The organism is Coriobacteriia bacterium, assembly GCA_014859305.1.
Lineage (GTDB): Bacteria > Actinomycetota > Coriobacteriia > Anaerosomatales > Kmv31 > Kmv31.
In genome coordinates this window covers 22,525-37,277 of sequence record JACUUM010000007.1, presented here as the reverse complement: position 1 = coordinate 37,277, position 14,753 = coordinate 22,525, and the positions used below count along the sequence as shown (strand labels likewise).

The 14,753-nt window shown below is 74.2% G+C and carries 13 protein-coding genes; 6 read left to right on the top strand and 7 right to left on the bottom strand.

Annotated elements, in window-relative coordinates:
- Positions 1-49: 49 nt before the first annotated feature.
- Positions 50-331, bottom strand: a complete 282-nt coding sequence (locus tag IBX62_02345; GenBank protein MBE0475922.1) for an acylphosphatase — start codon at positions 329-331, stop codon at positions 50-52.
- 114 nt (positions 332-445) lie between these two features.
- Here IBX62_02345 and IBX62_02340 point away from each other — a divergent pair, with 114 nt between their 5' ends.
- Positions 446-823 (top strand): tautomerase family protein, encoded by a 378-nt coding sequence (locus IBX62_02340; protein MBE0475921.1) that lies wholly within the window; start codon positions 446-448, stop codon positions 821-823.
- 43 nt (positions 824-866) lie between these two features.
- Here the strand turns inward: IBX62_02340 and IBX62_02335 are convergent, their stop codons facing one another.
- On the bottom strand, positions 867-3,137 hold the full coding sequence (locus tag IBX62_02335; protein ID MBE0475920.1) for a cell wall-binding repeat-containing protein: 2,271 nt from the start codon (positions 3,135-3,137) through the stop codon (positions 867-869).
- 190 nt (positions 3,138-3,327) lie between these two features.
- On the opposite strand from IBX62_02335, the gene IBX62_02330 reads away from it, so the two are divergent.
- Together IBX62_02330 and IBX62_02325 are read left to right on the top strand one after the other, a co-directional pair.
- A complete protein-coding gene (locus IBX62_02330) occupies positions 3,328-4,335 on the top strand; it encodes a hypothetical protein (protein ID MBE0475919.1) in 1,008 nt (335 codons plus the stop codon).
- Positions 4,336-4,493: 158 nt separating this feature from the next.
- Positions 4,494-5,924, top strand: a complete 1,431-nt coding sequence (locus IBX62_02325; protein MBE0475918.1) for a cell wall-binding repeat-containing protein — start codon at positions 4,494-4,496, stop codon at positions 5,922-5,924.
- A 42-nt stretch (positions 5,925-5,966) separates the two neighbouring features.
- On the opposite strand, the gene IBX62_02320 is transcribed toward IBX62_02325, so the two are convergent.
- From IBX62_02320 to IBX62_02300, 5 genes are all read right to left on the bottom strand, one after another.
- Positions 5,967-7,079, bottom strand: a complete 1,113-nt coding sequence (locus tag IBX62_02320) for a glycosyltransferase family 9 protein (GenBank protein MBE0475917.1) — start codon at positions 7,077-7,079, stop codon at positions 5,967-5,969.
- Between the two features lie 30 nt (positions 7,080-7,109).
- Entirely contained in the window at positions 7,110-8,594 is a 1,485-nt protein-coding gene (gene rfaE2, locus IBX62_02315; GenBank protein MBE0475916.1) for a D-glycero-beta-D-manno-heptose 1-phosphate adenylyltransferase, read from the bottom strand.
- Positions 8,587-9,153, bottom strand: coding sequence for an HAD family hydrolase (locus tag IBX62_02310; protein ID MBE0475915.1), 567 nt, complete (start codon positions 9,151-9,153; stop codon positions 8,587-8,589). Before IBX62_02310 ends, rfaE2 begins: the two co-directional genes overlap by 8 nt.
- Positions 9,134-11,083, bottom strand: a complete 1,950-nt coding sequence (locus tag IBX62_02305) for a glycosyltransferase (protein ID MBE0475914.1) — start codon at positions 11,081-11,083, stop codon at positions 9,134-9,136. Before IBX62_02305 ends, IBX62_02310 begins: the two co-directional genes overlap by 20 nt.
- Before the next feature lie 151 nt (positions 11,084-11,234).
- Positions 11,235-12,545 carry an alkyl hydroperoxide reductase gene (locus IBX62_02300; protein MBE0475913.1) on the bottom strand — a complete coding sequence of 437 codons (1,311 nt, stop codon included), beginning with the start codon at positions 12,543-12,545 and terminating at the stop codon, positions 11,235-11,237.
- A 267-nt stretch (positions 12,546-12,812) separates the two neighbouring features.
- Here IBX62_02300 and IBX62_02295 point away from each other — a divergent pair, with 267 nt between their 5' ends.
- From IBX62_02295 to IBX62_02285, 3 genes are all read left to right on the top strand, one after another.
- Positions 12,813-13,520 carry an FAD-dependent oxidoreductase gene (locus tag IBX62_02295; GenBank protein ID MBE0475912.1) on the top strand — a complete coding sequence of 236 codons (708 nt, stop codon included), beginning with the start codon at positions 12,813-12,815 and terminating at the stop codon, positions 13,518-13,520.
- A 106-nt stretch (positions 13,521-13,626) separates the two neighbouring features.
- Complete coding sequence (locus IBX62_02290; GenBank protein MBE0475911.1) at positions 13,627-14,040, top strand: hypothetical protein; 414 nt, start codon at positions 13,627-13,629, stop codon at positions 14,038-14,040.
- A 305-nt stretch (positions 14,041-14,345) separates the two neighbouring features.
- Positions 14,346-14,702, top strand: coding sequence for a hypothetical protein (locus tag IBX62_02285; protein ID MBE0475910.1), 357 nt, complete (start codon positions 14,346-14,348; stop codon positions 14,700-14,702).
- Positions 14,703-14,753: the final 51 nt, after the last annotated feature.

Genomic DNA, 14,753 nt, shown 5'->3' with positions numbered 1-14,753 from the left:
CGTTCCGTAGGAGCCATTCTATCCCCTCCCGCCGCGGATCGGCGCGTTCCTAATGGCGCACCTCGAACCCTAAGAGGCCCTCGGGCTTCTCCCAGGCGACCTCCACGCGCTCGACCACCGCGCGCGGGGGCCCTGCGTGCGCCCAGCGAACGGCGCGGCGAACGGCCTCGGGATCGCCCTCGAACACCGCCTCGACCCGGCCGTCGGGCAGGTTGCGCACCCAGCCGTCCACGCCGAGGCCGGCGGCGGCGCGTCGCGTCTCCGCCCGGAAGAAGACGCCTTGGACGACGCCGTCCACGAGCACACGCGCCCGCGCCCGTCCGTCCTCCATCGGCCCTCCCTCCTCGCTGCTCTGGACGGTACCCTACCACCCCTCGGCGTATACTGGCGGAGGACCGTGGCCGCACTGCGATCGCGTGCGGCGCGTGCGCGAGCGGAGGAACGCGTGCCCTTCGTCAGGATCGAGATCCAGGCCGGCAAGACGGGGCAGTACCGGCGGGCGCTCCTGCACGGGGTGAGGCGCGCGCTCGTGGAGGCCCTGGGCGTGCCCGACGAGCGGATCATGCAACGCATCGCGGAGTACGAGCCGTCCGACCTCGACGTCCCGGAGACCAAGTCCGACCGGCTCACGCTGATCGAGATCTCGATGCTGCCCCGCGACGGCGCGGTCAAGCGCGACCTCTACGAGCGCATCGTCCACAGTCTCGCGCTGTCGCCGGGTGTGTCGGCCGACGACGTGATGATCGTGGTGAACGAACCGCACCGGGAGTGCTTCGGCATCTGCGGCGAGGTGCCCGAGGAGCCCGGGCCCCACAGCGCGTAGGCCCCCTGCCGGCTCCGGGCGGTGCCGGTCCGCGGGCCGTCCGCTATCGCAACGCGAGCGATATCTGCGAGACGACCGCCGAGGACACCGCCTTCGTGCTGCCCAGCACGGTCACCCTCTCGAGCGTCCGCTTGGAGGCGGTCAGGCGCCTGGCCGCCGGGGAGGACAGCGACGCCGGCGCCGTGAGCAGCACCCCTCCGCCGGCCGACCCGACAGCCGCCCCGCCGCCCAGCGCATCGGGGAAGCTCGTGCCCGTGGCCACCGCGACGCTGCCGGGTTCGGTCCAACCCCGTGACACCGCGTAGCCCACCATCGCGGACGCGGTCTCGTAACGGTTCGCTCCGGCGACCCGCACCGTCGAGGCCGAGAGCGCGCTGACGGCCGTCCTCGGCACCGCCGACGTGCTCCCGGCGACGACGACCGTGCCGGTGCCCGCCGACGCGAGAACGTTGCGCGAGGCGGAGGGAAGGCCGGTCTGCGAGGCGAGCAGGACGGGGATGCGCTGCGAGTAGGCGTAGGGCGCCACGGCCAGCGCATCGGCGAAGGAGTCGCCGCGCACCAGGAACGCCTCGCCGATGCCGCCCTCGCGCGACGCGATGCGCCTCGCGACCGCGGCTGCCGTCTCGTAGCGGTCGGCCCCGGCGACGCGCTCCACGGTGACCCCCGGGATGGCGGCGGCCGTGCGGGCCACCGTGGCGCTGACGGCGGAAGCGCCACCCACGACGATCACGCGGCTCGCCTTCAGGCGCACGATCTCCGAGCGCACCTCCGAGGGCAGGTCTCCGCGCCGCGTGAGCAACAGTGGGCCGCCGTAGCTTCCGGCGAGGCCCGAGGCGGCGAGAGCGTCGGGGAAGTCCTGGCCGGTGGCCAGCACGACGGCGGGCGCGGCGGGGAACGCCGAACGCGAGACGGCCGCCGAGGTGGCGTAGCGGTCCGCGCCGGAGAGGCGCTTGATGGGCACCGTCGCCGGCGGCGCGCCGTAGGCGTACCTCGGGCCGGCGGCGTCGTCGGCAGTCAGCACGCGGCGGCGCACGCCGGTGCCGATGACCCCCCGCATCACCTTGCCCGCGTCGTTCGCCCCGTACAGGTCGCGAAGGTCGATCCAGTGCCCCATCTCGTGCAGGGCGACCGACTGGAGGTCGATGGTCCCCGGCGAGCCGTCGCCCCAGGAGGTGAAGACCCGGTTGAACGCGAAGTCGGTCTCGAGCATCTGGCCGTTGTAGAAGCGCAGCGACGCCTGGCCGAGGACCCCGGCGGGCAGGTCGGCCCAGGAGACGGTGTTGCCGTCGCCGGCCTGCGGCTTCGTGACCGAGGTCGCCCCTTCGTTGACCATCAGGAGGTTGCCCGCCGCGCTCCACGTGGCGGCGGCGGCGTCGACGGCCGCCTTGGTGCCCGGAACGGGGCCGTTCGCGTTCACCCTGTAAGCGACCCGGCCCCCCGGCCAGCGGTTGCCGCCGAAGCCGAAGGTGACGCGGAAGTCCTTGGTGGCGGACTCGCCACCGGCCGTCCGCACCGTGAGCGGGCCGCTGCCGGCCGAGCCCGGGTAGCCGTTCACGTAGCCGACCGGGACGACGACCTCGATGCGGGTATCGCTCCAGGAGACGACCTTGCCGTGGATCTCCGGCTGGCCGGAGCGGTAGAAGAACCCCACCGAACCCGCCTGGCCGCCGAACCCCGAGCCGGTGATGACCACCACGGAACCGGTCCCGGCCGAGGCGGAGGCGGGGGAGACCGAGCCGATGCTCGGGCCGGCGGCTGCCTCGACGGCGGAATCGAGCAGCGCCGGGGCGGTCGGCGCGTCGGGGACGGCCTCCGGCGGGAGCGCGGCGGCGGCTCGTATCCTCGTCTCGACGTGCGCGAGGCTCTGGCGCTCGCGCGGGACCTCTCCTCGGCGGACCTCCAGCACGCTCTCTCGCCAGCCGATCGGGCGCCCCGCGTCATCGAGGAAGAACAGCGCGCGCATCCCCGGGGCGAGCGACGGCGCGTCGGGCACCACCACCGTGAGCGGTCCGAGGGAGCCCCCGGGATACGAGACGCGGAGCTCGCCGGCGGGCCGCCCTTTCAGCGTGCGCAGGACGCGGACGCGGGACTCGGTGGAGACGCCCTCGTCGGCGTCCATCCGGGAGCCGACCGAGTTCACCTCGCCGAGCACGATCCGCGAGGCGGTCGCGCTCATCTCCTCGACCGACATCTCGAGGAGCAGCGCGGAGGCCGCCGGCGGCCCGGCGAGCGCGGCGCCCAGGGCGGTCGCGCAGACGAGGAGGGCGGTGGTCAGGGACGGACGGCGCGGGGCGCGGGGGGTGTGGTCCTTCAAGTGTCGCTCCGTTCGGGAGTTCCTCTGCTGCAGTGGTTCGTCCTGCCGGTGGGCCTCCCTGCACGGAAGCAAGCCGTCTGCCGTTCTCGCGGCCGGGCCCGTCCTTTGCTGGCGGTGTCGTCCCATCCACTACAATCGACCGTGTACGAGCCCGGGCTTAGCGCCTGCTCACCGATCAGCGAGGAGAGGGATGGACGGACACGACACGCCGGCGGGACAGCAGCCGCCCGTCCAGCAGGCGGCGCCGGACGCGGCGCCAGGCGGCGTGGTCGAGACCCCTCACGCCGCGGCGGAACCGCCCGGGACCGGGGGCTGGGGCCTGCTGCGGCTCGCGCTGGTCGCCGTGGCTCTCGTGGCCCTGGGCGCGGGCGCCGCCACCGCGGGGATGCGCCTCACGAGCCAGGCGCGCGACGAGCGCGCGGTCCGCTCCGCCGAGGAGCGATACGACGCGGCGATCGCCGCGGTGGAGGCCGTCCAGACCGTCTTCGAGGCGACGGAACTGGTCTCGGACCAGCCTGTCGGCCCGAAGCTGGCTTCGGTCGCCGCCTCGGCGACGGTGGATCTGGACCGGGCGCGAGCCGAGCTCGACGCCGCGGAGCGGGCGATCGGGCGCGCCCGACCGGGGGCCGCGCGCGACACGTACGCGCGCTCGCTGGATGAGGCGCGCCTCGGCGTGGAGGGCCTCGGCGAGATGCTGGCCGAGACCGGCCGCGTAGGCGCGCTGATCGATAGGGTCGCGAGCGCGCGCACGGCCGGATCGGAGGGACAGCGCGAGGTCAACGAGGCGATCCAGTTGGTGAACGCGGGGAAGTGGCGGGCGTCCGAGCGCAAGGCCAAGGCCGCCGAGGAGTCCTTCCGAGACGCCGAGGCGGCGTACCGGTCCGCTCACGGATCCGAGCCCGAGTCCGGTTTCGACGAGGCCGTCGCCTACGTGGTGAAGGAGCGCGAGGAGGCCGCTCTCGTCACGCGGATGGCGCGTCTGGGAGGGGCGGGAAAGGTGAGCGAGTACAACGACCTCGTCACCCGCTCGGAGAAGCTGCGCGAGGAGCTCCTCCGCATGCGCCCGCCCTCCGACGTCGCGGACGCCGGCTGGGCCGAGGACCGGCTGGCCGGGCTCGGGGACGAGGCGATCGCCCACTTGCGCAGGGCGGACGACCTGCGTGCCGAGGCGCTGGAGGGCTTCTTCGGGAAGCGCTGAGGACCACCGTTCATCCTCGGGTGGCGACCGTTCGTCGGGATCCATCCGTCTCCGCCTGCTGGCGGCAGCGCGCCGTGCCGACCGAGATAGCAGCGTCGGCACGGAGAGGGGACTTCCGCGTGCGCCCGTTCATCGGCAGGCATGGTGGGGCGAGAGGCGTGGCGCTCCTCGTCCTATGCGTCGCCGCTCTCGCGTCGTCGCGATCCGGCTCGCGCGCGCTCGCATACCAGCCCGGGGTCGCCGGCGGCTTCATCCCGGCCGCGCTCACGCCCTCGGCGCCGCCCCCGGGGACGGGAGGTGCGCCCGCCGCTCCGCTCGTGCTCGTCGAGCCGCCGCTCGCCGATTCCTGGTTCGCCTGGCGGCGCACGCCCACCAGGGTCCGCGTGGTCGCGCCGGGGAGGCGGGTGCTGCACCGATGGGACGCCGACGTCGGCGAGTGGGCGGAGGCCGATCCGGAGATCGTCGTGCCGGAGGGCCGAAGGACGCTGCACCTCGCCGTCGTGGGAGCCGAAGGCGGCGTGGACTGGCGCGGCAGCCTGGAACTGAAGGTCGACCTCGGCGCGCCGAAGCTGAACGGGTCGGTCGAGCCGGCGGCGCCGGAACCGGCCGAGAGCCTCCTTCGGCGTCGCTCCGTCACCGTTCGCACGTCCGTGGTGCCGCAAGCGGGACCTACTCTGACGCGCCTCGGCGGCAGGGACCGGTACGAGACCTCCGTCATCATCAGCAAGGCCAACTTCTCGGAGGCCGACACGGTCATCATCGCGACCGGGGAGGGCTTCGCCGACGCCCTGGCCGCCTCCGGGCTCGCCGGCTCGTACCGCTGTCCCCTGCTGTTGACGAGACGCGACAGGCTTCCGGCGGTCGCCCGCGACGAGATGCTTCGACTGGGGGCGAAGAAGGCGGTCATCGCGGGCGGTCCCCCAGCGGTGTCCGAGGGCGTAGCCAAGGCCGTGCGCCAGGCGGGGTTGAGCACACAGCGGATCGGGGGGTCCGACCGTTACGAGACGGCCGTGCTGGTCGCCAAGGAGCTCGAGCGGCGCGAAGGACCGAGGTCCCTCGGGTTCGTGGCTCGCGGAGACACCTTCCCCGACGCCTTGGCCGTCTCGCCGTTCGCATACGGTTCCCGCTCGCCCATCCTGCTCGTCAAGCCGACCTCGCTGCCTAAGGTGACCCGCAACGCGATATCCCGGGGTCACTTCACGAGGATCGTTATCGCCGGCGGGCCCCCGGCCGTCTCCGAGGGGGCGGAGCGGTGGATCGCGGGGCACGCCATGGTCGTCCGGGCCGGCGGCAGCGACAGGTACGAGACCGCCGTGCGAGCATCGGTCCTCGGCAGGTTCATGGGGTCGGCGGGGGACGCGTTCGTGGGGGTGGCGACCGGAGGCGACTTCCCCGATGCGCTGTGCGGGGGAGTGGCGGCCGGAGGCCGCTCCGGGGTGGTCCTGCTGACTCGCCGCCACGACCTCCCGCAGGTGACCGGCCGCGCGGTGAGCGACCTGGGCCCGTCGTTACGCTGCGTGCAGGTCTACGGCGGGCCGCCCGCCGTGGACGAGCCCGTCCTCGGCACGCTGAGGACGATCATCCGCTAGCCCGCTTCGCCCGCCTGGACCGCTGGCCGGGCGAGCCGGACCTCAGGCCCGCGCGCACCCTCCCGTGTCGTCCTCGGACGGGGCGGCCGCGTCGAGCAGTTCGGCGGCGGCTTCGGCGGCGCGGTCCGCCGATACGCCCAGAAGGCAGCGGTGATGACCCGAGCGGCACGTGCTCGAATAGCAGCACGCGCAAGGGACGGCGTCGTTCAGGACCCTGCTCGGCACCATCCAGGGGGCGTGCTGCGGGTTCGTCAGCGCGTAGAGGTCGACCACCGGCGTGCCCGCGGCGGCGGCGAGGTGCGCGGGCCCGGTGTTGTTGGTGACCAGCACGTCCGCGTGCGCCACGAGAGCGGCCAGCTCCTCGATGCCGAGCCGTCCGGTCAGGTCCGCGGCGGGCGCCTCGCACGCGGCGACGGCCGCCGCGACCAGCGGCGCCTCCTCCGGCGTCCCGCTGAAGGCGATCGCCGCGCCCTCCTCCGCCGCGAGACGGGAGGCTACCGCGCCGAACCGCGCGGCCGGCCAACGGCGCGACGGCGCCGTGGCACCCGGGTGCAGCACCGCCAGCCGCTCCCCGGGGCCGATGCCGCAGCGGGCGAGCAACGCGCCTACGCGCCGTGCCGCCTCCGGCGGCACCCGGAGCGAGAGGCGCTCGTCCGCCGTCCGGGCACCCACGGCGGACACCAGGTCGAGCTGGCGGCGCACCTCGTGGCGCACGCCGTGTTCGGGCTCGGTCTCTCGCACCCAGTGCGTGAGGAGCTGGTAGGGGTTCTCCCGGCAGTGCGCGAGCCGCAGCGGGATGTCGGCGAGGTGGCACAGCATCGCCGAGGGCAGGGGGTTCTGGCTGAAGACCGTGAAGACGACCGCGGCGTCGAATCCGCGCTGCCGCAACTCCTGGGCCTGAGCGAACTCGGGCCCGCTGTCGCTCCTCGGGGGGGTGGCCTTCATCCAGGGGGGGTCGTACGCGATCACGTCGTCGACCTCGGGCACGAGACGGGCGGCTCCCTCCGCGGCCGAGGAGGTCAGCAGCGTCACGCGGCGTCCCGGCGCGGAGCGCTTCAGCGCCCGGAGGGCAGGCGTGGACATCAGGACGTCGCCGATCGTGTCCAGCCGTACGCACAGCACTTCTCGCGCCGCGTCCCACGCCGCGTCACCCATGCCCTCTCCTCTCTCCTCTCGCGGTGGCCCTCACCGGCCGTCCGAGGTGCGCCGCGGCTCCTCGGTCCGGATCCGGTCGATCAGTCCCGAGGTCGAGCGGTCCTGCACGCAGGGGAGCAGCCGCACCTCCCCGCCCAGGGTGCGGACGAGCTCGGCCTCGGGGAGGCGCTCGAGCGTGTAGTCGCCGCCCTTCACGAAGACGTCCGGGCGCACCGCCGAGATGAGCGCGTGCGGCGTGTCCTCGGCGAAGGGCACGACCAGGTCCACACAGGACAGCGCCTCCAGCACGTGCATCCTGTCCTCGAGCTGGTTGACGGGCCGCCCGGGGCCCTTGAGCCGGCGGACGCCCTCGTCGCAGTTGACGCCCACGACGAGCACGTCCCCGAGCGACTTGGCCTGGCTCAGGTACGTCACGTGCCCGCGGTGCAGGATGTCGAAGCAGCCGTTGGTGAGCACGACGCGCCCGCCCGACGCGCGCAGGGGCTCCAGCCGGCGCGCCGCCTCCTCCGCGCAGCCCGCCGCTTTGCCCAGTCCTCCGATAGCGGCGGCCAGCTCCTCGGCACGGCAGGTGCTCGTCCCGGGCTGCGCGACGACGACCGACGCCGCCGCCTGCGCGATCTCGGCCGCTTCCGGGGTGTCAGCGCCCGCGGCGAGCGCCAGGGCGAACGCGCACGTGTAGGTGTCCCCGGCGCCGGAGGGACCCGCCGACGACGCAGTGCGCGCGTACGTGCGGTAGGGGGCGCGGTCGCGCTCGAAGACGATCGCCCCCTCGGCGTCCAGCGTGACGGCGGCGATCCGGGCGCCGGACAGCGCGAGCATGCGCTCCCCGCGCGCCGCCAGAGCGTCGGCCCGGGAAGCGCCGTCGGAGCCGGCCTCCTCGCCGAGCAGACTGACCGCGCCGGCGTAGTTGGGCTTCACCGCGCTCACCCCGACGTGCCGGTAGCCGGTCAGGTGCTTGGAGTCCGCGACGAGGACCTTCGGCGAGCGCCGCTGCACGCGGCCCAGGGCGGCGATCACCGCGGGCGTCACCGCGCCGTAGGCGTAGTCCGAGACCACCACGGCGTCGTGGCCGTCCCAGGCCTCGCCGATCATCTCGCCCACGCGGTCCTGTGCCGCCTCGTCGGGCGCGAGGACGTCGCCCTCGTCCAGCCGCAGCAGTACCTGGCCGCCCGCGGCGACCCGCTGCTTGACGAGCGTGCTGCGGCCCTCGACCCCCACGCAGGGGCCGAGGTCGACGCCGGCCGCGGAGAGGGCCGACGCCAGCCGTGCGCCCTCGGCGTCGCCGCCGAGCAGCGCCACGAGCGAGACCCCCGCGCCGAGGGCGGCGGCGTTCAGCGCGGTGTTGGCGGCGCCGCCGGGCGCCTCGCGGCGCTCGGTCACGTCGACGACCGGCACCGGCGCCTCCGGGCACAGGCGGTGGGCCGCGCCGCTCAGGTAGCGGTCGAGCATCGCGTCGCCGACCACGAGGACGCGCAGGCCCGCGAAGGACGCCGTCAGCGTGCCGAGCCTATCCATGCCGCCCCTCCTCGCCGAGGACCGCCCGGGCGGCGCGCCCGAGGTCGAGCGCGAACGCGTCGGGCAGGCGCCACCGGTCGAACCGCCATTCGGTCTCGCCGCCGTTGCACAGCAGCACCGTGCGGCAGCCCGCGCGCCTGCCGGCCTCCACGTCGTCGAGTATGTCGCCGACCATCCACGATCCCTCCAGGTCTATGCCGTGCCGCTCGGCGACGCCGAGCAGCATGCCCGGAGCAGGCTTGCGGCACCCGCACACCCTCGCGTACTCCCGCACCGTCCCCTCCGGGTGGTGGGGGCAGAACGCCACGTCGAGCAGGGAGACGCCGGCCTCGGCGACGAGCTCCTCGAGCCGGACCCGCATCGGGCGCAGGGCCGAGGGAGCGAAGAAGCCGCGCGCCACGCCGGACTGGTTCGAGACGACCACGAGCGCGTAGCCCGCACCCGCGAGTCGCGCCAGCGCGTCCCCGGCGCCCTGAGCGAGCCTCATCCCGCCGGGCTCGGCGCTGTAGGGCGCGTCCTCGACGAGCGTCCCGTCCTTGTCAAGGAAGACCGCTCGCACTGCCGTCCCATGTCCGCAGCCGGCTCGTCCCGTGCCCGGCCGCCGCCGCGTGCACCGGGACGACCTTCGGGCCGACGGTCTCGCCCTCCTCACCGACGGCTGCCGCGGCCTCCTCGAGCACCTCGGCGATGGCGTGCAGGAGCGTGATGTGCACCTCCTGGACGCGAGGCGTGTCGTGCGAGGGGACCACGACGGCGGCGTCGGTGTCCCGCAGCGCCTCCCCGCCGTCCCCCCCGAGGAGCGCCAGGCAGCTCATGCCGAGCAGCCGTGCGGTCCGGAGGGCTCGCGTCACGTTCGCGGAGCGTCCGCTGGTGCTGATGGCGAGCAGCGCGTCGCCGGGTTCGCCCAACGCCTCGACCTGCCGGGCGAACACCTCCTCGAAGCCTGCGTCGTTGGACCAGGCGGTCATCACGGCGGCGTCGGCGGTCAGGGCGATCGCCCGCATCGGGCGCCGGTCGCGGCGGCGGAACAGGCAGACGAGCTCGGCGACGAAGTGCTGCGTGTCGGCGGCGCTGCCGCCGTTGCCGCACACCAGCAGCTTGCCTCCGCGCTCGAGGCACTCGCGCAGCGCGCCGGCGACTCGGGCAGCGTCCTCGGTCGCCGCGCCGCGCGAGGCGTCCAGCGCCGCCAGCGCCCCGTCGATGGAGCGGGCCACTGCGTCGCGAGGGTCGGCGGTCTTCGGCGCCGCCAGCGGGACCGCGGCGGCGGACTCGGCCACCTCCCGGTAGACCTCGTCGAGCTGCCGCGCCGCCACTTCCCATGTGAACAGCCGGAGCGCCCGCTTGCGCCCTGCCTCGCCGAAGCGCCTGGCGACCCGGGGCTCGGCGAGCAGGGCCGCCAGCCGCGCGGCGAGGGCTTCTGGCTCCTTCGGCGGCACGAGGAAGCCGGTCTCGCCGTCGACCACGGTGTGCTTGATCCCTCCGACCGCCGAGCCCACGACCGGCTTGGCGCACGCCATGGCCTCCAGCGGCGTTATGCCGAACGGCTCGTACCAAGGGACGGTGACGAAGACGTCCGCCGCCCCGTAGAAGTAGCGCAGCTCGTCGCGAGGCTTGGAGCCGGCGAAACGCACGAGGTCGCCCACCCCGCACTCGTCCGCGATCCCCAGCAGCCTCCCGATCTCCGGGGTGACGCGCGGGTCGGGCTCGGAGGACTCCCCGCCGACGACGACCAGGTCCGCCTCGACACCGTGGGCGCCGCGCAGGTGCGCCAGCGCCCGGACGACGGTGTCCACGCCCTTCCTCGGCACCATCCGGCCGAGCTGGAGCACCATCGCGCGATCGCTGTCCAGGCCCAGCCGCAGCCTCGCCTCCACCCTGTCGACCGGCCACAGCTCTCCCGGATCGAAGCCGCAGGGCACGACGGGCGTCCGAGAGGGATCGGCGCCGTAGAGCCCGACGAGGTCCTCGAGGTCCTGCGGGCACTCCGCGATCACGCGGTCGGCTTCGGCGACGGCGCGACGCTCGATCGCCAGACGTTCCTCGGGGAAGCCGTCGGCGTTGCCCTGGTGCATCCGGCGGACCTCGCCCAGGGCGTGGAAGGTCACGACGAACGGCGTCGCGGTGCGCCGCTTGACCTCGGCCGCGACCAGGGCGGACATGAAGAAGTTCGCGTGCAGCAGAGCGTAGCGCTCCCGCCGCGCGTAGCCCTCGAAGAAGTCGGAGAACTCGCCCATGTAGGGCAGCATGTCCTCCTTGCGCACGAACCGGGCCGGGCCGGCGGGGACGTGGACGACGCGCACGCCGGGCGCGGCTTCCGTGGTCTCCGGCAGCCCGACGGCGTCCGCCCTGGTGAACACGTCGACGGTCCACCCCAGGCGGGCGAGATGCGCGGCGAGCTGGGCGACGTAGACGTTCTGTCCGCCGCTGTCGACCCCGCCCAGTGCTCCGAGCGGAGAGGCGTGCTCGCTGACCAGCGCGACCTTTCGCATGAGTCCTCCCCAGGCCCCTCCGGTGCCCACGGCCCGGACGAGGCCGACACCCGGGGCAGGCTGCCCCCGGAGCGTTCGGATTCCTTCCCAGGCGCAGAAGAACACCAAACACTGGGACCGGCGCGAGGCCCGCTCGGCCGCACATCCGTGCTCACAGCTCGATCGGCACGCCGGCGAGAGAGCCGTCGGGCGCGACCTCGACGAGGCGGTGGGCGTCGGTGTCGGTCACGAGGAGCGTCTCGCCCAGCGACGCGACCCCGCGTGGCCCGCTCAAGCCGCCCGCGACCTCGCCCGGGAGGCTGCGCGTCTCCCCGCTCGCCGGATCGATCCGCTTGAGCTTGTCGTTGTAGGTGTCGGCGGCGACGACCGCCCCCCGATGGAACGCCACGTCCTCCGCATGCTGGAGCAGCGCCTCGCCGGCCGGCCCGTCCCTGTCGCCGAAGTCGAACAGCCCGGTGCCGACGAGCGTCCGCACACCGCCGCCCCCGAGGGCGCGGACCGAGGAGGACTCGCAGTCCGCGACGTGGACCTCCCCGCCGGTCCCCGCCGCCAGCCCGGTCGGTTGCGCGAGAGCGGCCAGCCGCGCCGGGCCGTCGCGGATGTCCTCGGCGCCGGTGCCCGCCTCGACGGAGAGCGACCACGCGCCGGCGTGCGGGCGGAGGCGGCACAGCTGGTGGCTGCCGGCCATCGAGCACAGCAGCGTCCCGTCCTCGGCGAGCAGCCCCCAGGGGGAGCGGAGCGGCGTCCGCGCGTCGCCTTCCTCGAGCCGTCCCGCCGCGAGCGCTCCCGTCCCCGCGACGGTGCGGACCTCTCCGGAGGCGAGGTCGAGCCGCCGGATCGCGTGGTTCGCCCTGTCGGCCACGAACACCGCCCCGTCCGTGGCCGCGAGCCCCTGCGGCTCGGCGAAGCGCGCCTCGCCGGCCGCGCCGTCGGCGAAGCCGCGCCGCCCGTCGCCCCATACGCGCACGACGCGCGCCGCGAGCCGGCCCGGTCCCCGCCGCGCCTCCGCCTCGAGGACGCGGCGGTGCCCGGCGTCGGACACGAAGAGCCGGCCGCCGGAGACCAGCGCACGCGACGGGAAGCGCAGCGCGCCTTCCTCGGCCGGCGACGGCACCGTCTCGAACGGCTCGGGTCCCGGGCGCAGCAGGCCGTCGGCGCGGTACGCGTCCGCGGCGCCGGAGATCTCCTCGGCGAGCGCGCCGACGTCGAACTCGCCGGCGATCCTGCCCAGGAGCCGGCCGTCCGGGCCGACGACCGCCACCGTCGGCCATGCCGTCACCCCGTAGGCGCGCCAGATGCGGAAGCGGCGGTCGTTCACCACCGGGTGCTCCACGCCCAGGCGTCGGCGGGCTGTCTCGATCAGCGGCGTGGCGCGCTCCGCGCGGAACTTACCGGCGTGCACGCCGATCACGGTCAGGATCCCGGGGAAGCGCTCGTGCAGCTCCCGTACCCGCGGGAGCACGTTGCATGCAGTTGATTCAACCGAAGGTCCAGAAGTCCAGCAGCGCGAAGCGGCCGGCGAGGTCCGCCAGCGCGATCGGCCTCCGTACCCCCAGCCAGTCGAGCCCTTCGGGGAAGTCCGTCGCCCTCACCGGCTCGGTCCCCAGACGCATCGCGACCCCCAGCCTTCGCCCGGCGGCGGTCCGCCGCCCGCCCGTGGCCCCTCCCGCAGGTCGCCGGGTATCTTCCCGTTGCGCGGCGGGTGCCGCGGCGTGGGGAGGAGCCCGGCTTGGAGCCGAGAGCATGGTCCGGTACCGCACTGCTGGATTCGTCGTCGTGCGGCGAGCGGGTGGCGTCGTTCCGGTTCGCCAAGCCTCCCGGGTACGCGTTCGCTCCGGGGCAGTACGCGCTCCTGAGGCTGCGAACGGCCGAGGGACCGCAGAGCAAGCCGTTCACGCTCTCACAGGCCCCCGCCGACCCTTACCTGGAGGTCACGACGCGGCTCAGCGGGTCGCCGTTCAAGCGGGCCCTGGCTTCGATGGCGGCCGGGGATCCGGCGGAGGTCTCGGGGGCACGGGGGAGTACGGTCCTGCCGGAAGGCACCCGGCGCGTCGCCTTCCTGGTCGGAGGCGTGGGCGTGACGCCCGCCCGCAGCATCCTGCGCGACGCGGCCTCGCGAGGGGGAGGGGGGCTGGACGCGGTCCTCCTCTACGGCAACGTGGACGACGTCTGCGTGCCCTTCCTGGAGGAGCTCGAGGGGATGGCCGGCGAGGGCTGGTGCCGTCTGGTGCTCGCGTACGAGCGGCCTCCGTCGGGGTGGGCCGGCGAGAGCGGGTTCATCACCGCCGCAATGGTCCGACGGCACGTCCGGATGGACGACGGCCTGCGCTTCGTGGTCGCGGGGCCGCCGGCGATGGCGGACGCGATGACGGCGGTGCTCGACGAGCTCGCCGTGCCCGAGGACCGCCGGCTGGTCGAGCGGTTCAGCGGGTACTGAGGCCGCGGCGGGCGGAAGGGACCGCTGGACAGCCCTTCCAGGGTATATACAGGCCAGGGATCGCCGCCGCCCCGCGGCTGCGCTGTCCGCGCGAAGGAGGGGACGGATGCAGCTTCTCGCCAGGACCTGCAGCTACGACCGAATGAACGTGGAGCGCGTGCTGGCGCGCCTCTTCATCCTGGGGGGCGGGGCGTTCTGGGTGGTCGCCACGTTCGGCGCCACGTGGGCGTACGAGGGCGGGGGCATCGTCGAAGCGGTGGGGACGGCGCTGCTGCCGCTGGCCGTCACGGTCGGGGCGTTCCTCGTCGGCTGGTTCTACGAACGCCTCGCCGCCCTGTTGCTGGCGCTGGGCGCGGCCGTCGTGGTGGGGTGGGGTCTCGTCGCCGGATGGGAGACGGGCGTGTGGATCACCGTGCTGGCCGTGCTGATCGGCCCGATGCTGGTCGCCGCGCTGCTGTTCATGCTGGCCTCGCGCATGCAGGTGATCTGCGGTCTGCAAGAGGGCGCTCCGGTCCGGTGACCCGGAGGAGCGCCCCGTCTGGGAACGCGCACGTATCGCCCCGGCAAAGGGCGGAATAGGCAAGACTGCGTCGTGGGGGTCTTGCCGCCGAACGCAGGATGGCGCCCGGTCGTCAGGGCGTGCGACCGTTCGCGCACGAGACGCGGCCGCCGGGCGCTACACGCGCGTAGAGGAAGATGCTGGTAGGCTAAACTCATTGCAGCCGCGGCGGCGGACTCGGCGGGAACGGGCCTCCCTGCCTCGGCGTTCCGCGTACGGGTCGGGAACTGCCCGTGGATCAGGTCTCCGATGGGGAAGGGTCTAGGGTGTACGACCTGGAGGGTGTCCTAGGACCCTCGGTCATGCGATTCGTCGACCGGTACGTCCGGTCGCTGCTGACCTGGGACATACTGGTCTTCTACCACCGCAATCCGGATGCGGTCCTCGACCTCGAGGGATTGGCGTCCCGTCTCGGCCGCCGCGTGGAGGAGCTCGACCCCGAGGTCGAGGCGCTGTGCGCGGCGAAGATCCTCCAGTGCGCCGGCGGTCTGGTGAAGTACCGTCCGTCGGCGGAGATGAAGGAGACCATCGCCCAGTTCGTCGAGGCGTGTCAGGAGCGCGGCCGCAGGCTCGCGCTCATCGCGCTGGTGCTGCACAAGATCAACCCGAGCACGAACGCCTGACCGCGCCGCGTCCGCCGCCTCCGGGCGGTGGCCGCCACGTCCTCGCGCACC

Excerpts from the sequence above, each read along its gene's own strand:
- IBX62_02345 (MBE0475922.1), bottom strand. The coding sequence starts at position 331 with ATGGAGGACGGACGGGCGCGGGCGCGTGTGCTCGTGGACGGCGTCGTC.
- IBX62_02305 (MBE0475914.1), bottom strand. The coding sequence starts at position 11,083 with ATGCGAAAGGTCGCGCTGGTCAGCGAGCACGCCTCTCCGCTCGGAGCA.
- rfaE2 (MBE0475916.1), bottom strand. The coding sequence starts at position 8,594 with ATGGATAGGCTCGGCACGCTGACGGCGTCCTTCGCGGGCCTGCGCGTC.
- IBX62_02290 (MBE0475911.1), top strand. The coding sequence starts at position 13,627 with ATGCAGCTTCTCGCCAGGACCTGCAGCTACGACCGAATGAACGTGGAG.
- IBX62_02320 (MBE0475917.1), bottom strand. The coding sequence starts at position 7,079 with ATGGGTGACGCGGCGTGGGACGCGGCGCGAGAAGTGCTGTGCGTACGG.
- IBX62_02330 (MBE0475919.1), top strand. The coding sequence starts at position 3,328 with ATGGACGGACACGACACGCCGGCGGGACAGCAGCCGCCCGTCCAGCAG.